1 protein-coding gene and 2 pseudogenes are annotated in these 2,968 nt (G+C 41.2%); all 3 read right to left on the reverse strand.

What is annotated here, in order from left to right; genetic code table 11:
* Positions 1–853, reverse strand: a pseudogene (locus CAG68_RS06060) (hypothetical protein); the annotation flags it as partial.
* Positions 854–856: 3 nt separating this feature from the next.
* On the reverse strand, positions 857–2,719 hold the full coding sequence (locus CAG68_RS06065; RefSeq protein WP_161440919.1) for a hypothetical protein: 1,863 nt from the start codon (positions 2,717–2,719) through the stop codon (positions 857–859).
* Positions 2,716–2,968 (reverse strand): annotated as a pseudogene (locus CAG68_RS22320) (site-specific integrase); the annotation flags it as partial. The gene CAG68_RS06065 and the pseudogene CAG68_RS22320, both read right to left, overlap by 4 nt.

Below are 2,968 nucleotides of genomic sequence, written 5' to 3' on the forward strand. Positions count from 1 at the left end.
CTTTATGACGAGCAGCAGAGAATAAAGCAACACAAGCAAAGCTCATTTTTAGCAGCCTTCCAAGCCAAACGCCCTTCCTATTCACTTGAAAATTTGGAATAGCTTGAACTTCTATCCACATAGATGTTCTTCTGGATAGCCTATTTTTAAATGCGCTAAATTGCTTTTCAGTAAAATCGCCGATTTTACTGAAACCTAACGTTTTAAGTTCTTCAGCAAGCATTTCATCTTGATACGCATATGCTTTTGCCATTACTTCTGAAATCTGATGGCGGTATGGGTGGTAAGCTTCAACAAACTCAACAACACGCTTCAAGATACTGGCGTGGATATTTTCCGGCAGAGCTAACGCTTGACCTCCCCTATAATTCTCTTTTACCCATTTAATGTACTCTCTTTTATGTACATAACGATTTAAGAGATTAGCTTTATTGAGAGTATTAATCATGGAAGCTAATTTACGGCAAGTTACTTCACTGCCATACCCTTCAAGTTTTTGTGAGAACATTTTCCACTGTCGCTCATTTGATAGCGAGGTAAAATCACTACTTCCCCATCGTATTGTAATAGCGCATAAATCAGTTAGGTAACGACGCAGTGTATTAACTGACACATGTGTGCCACCGTTAGAGTTATGCCTCTGCCACTGAATTAAAGCATAGAGATAAGACTGAATATCTTGCCGATGTTTTTTATCTATATTCCTAAAGTTAACGTTGGGCTTGCTCTGGTTTAAAGCGGAAAAGTCCCAATGGTCATCAAAGACACGGGACACACCATTATTGTCAGAGTCAAACGTCACATACGGATTTTCAGCAAGTTCTTGGCGAAGCTGTATAAGCTTTTCGGACATAAGTTACCCCTTAAGGAATTGGCTCACACTGGCTCGGTCTTGGTAAAATGGGTGATAACTGCCATCATCCACCTTTTGTTGGGCTTTAGCGTAGTTTTCAGGTGCTTTTTGTTTCAGCCTGAGAAGGACTTTTTTCAACATGGCTTCCACCACGAAATACTCATTCTTTGGTGTTGAATTACTCGCCAACATCTCTTTGAGATCTTCAATTTGCTCTAAAAAAGATAACATCAACCAGATATCATTTCTTGACGCCACTAATTTATGGCTGTCACAATCAAAGCAAGCGAGAAAATCCGTGCATCGCCTCTTATCTTCTGAAAAATCAATGCCCAACTGATTTATACGCCTCTTCTCCGCAACAAGCTTCTCTGCTGTTGCCCCTGCGCACTTGATTCCACTGGGCGTTGTCATTAATGGCTGCTCTTTGCTTTCATGTTGACGCAATTTCCTATAATCATAATCAGACAAAATATCGCTGTGCATTACCTTTGCATTCTCAATGGCTTTACCTATCTCCTCGCCCTTGGCAACGGCACTTAACGCGCTCAACGTAGCATTGAGGTTATTATCATGATCTGCCTGAACTCCGCTAGAGTAACGTTTGCCGACAACGTTCACGGTATTATTTAGCCCTTGTGAAACAAGGAAGGTATCTTCTGTCACTCGCATCAACACATCAGATTTTGTTGCCCTAAATCGACTTGCATTAACCGTTAAGCCAATTATCTTCTCAAGATGAGTATTTATACCGCCAATATTTGAACTATGGGCAGTAAATGTCCTGACCTCACCGCTGATACTATAGAAAGGACAAAGCGGCAACTCACTTGACAGCGGAATACCCAGTGACTGGTACATCACCTTTGATGTTTTTACCCATCGAGTAATCAGTTCCTTGGTTCGCAGGCTAAAGCCAGCGCTATTATCCAAACCTTTATAGCCAGCCCTGAACTTTTCACCGTCAAAAACAAACCGCCCACTGCCAATATTTTTAAATGACAGGTCCTTATAACGCACATTAGCGAGCACTGATTTATTCATACCTGTCAGCATTGAAAATACGAAAAACCAATTACGGGATGCATGATTGTAAAATACCTGCCGATTAACTTGCTCAAGTGGAATCAGGCCGTCCTTCAGATTTGACAGTAAGGGGGTCATGCACAGCTTAAAGCCCCTTTTACTCTGAGACTTTTTCCGCAATGTCCATCCTTGACTCTTTGCTTGTTCATCAAATAACTCTTCATCAAAGAACGGATGAATATCTAACAACTCATTTTTCTCAATCGCTTCCTGAAAGGCCAGAGCCCCCTTAACTAATACCTTGGATAACGGTCTCAGCTCTGTTTCCACATGAAACGCCTTATTTATTGCCAAAGGGTGTGCTGCTACTTCCGGTAGTGTCTTAAGGTCAGATTCTCTGCCCCACAGCCTTAATAGGAAAGATAAGCTGGCTTTAATCTGCGTTGCTATATATACCTGCTCGCCTTTTTCACGCAATTTATTGAAGTGCTTAATGCAACCAATAATGGCTGTAATACTGAAAAAGTCACCTTGATAACCAATCCCGTCAAGATATTTGAAATAATTGACAAGCCCACAAAAATAAGAATTCTTTGACTTGTTCTCAGGTAAGTGATTTAGCAACTGGTGGAGATCCCTGACGATATCATCCCGATTCGCCAACTCGCAATCTCCTGCCTTTATTTGCCTTACTGTCGGGACGTAACGGTAGCGTAGGCGGTGAGTGTAGCTTTTGATTCCATTGCCAGAATCTAAAACCATATCTTCAAAGTGAAGTGAGGTGATAGGTGCGCTGGTCTTCTTTATTGTAATTTTGGTACGCTTACGTCCTTGAATCATTGTATCACCTCCAAATCATCAAAAACGCCAATGTAGTCCAGTACGTCTTCGTAAATTTCATCTGCTGAGGGCATATCCTGTGCTATTTTCAGATACTTTATCGTCGTCGTTCTATCTTCATGACCAAGCAACCTTGACACCCTATCCAGAGCGTCATCTGGTGTAATTAAGGGGTTACCATATTCATCTTTTTTATTTAAAAGATGGCGAAATATATTCACAGCAAATGTTGACCGTAAGTTATGTAGG

Origin of the sequence: Vibrio sp. V42_P2S4T144 (assembly GCF_009904715.1) — a bacterium.
Lineage (GTDB): Bacteria > Pseudomonadota > Gammaproteobacteria > Enterobacterales > Vibrionaceae > Vibrio > Vibrio alginolyticus.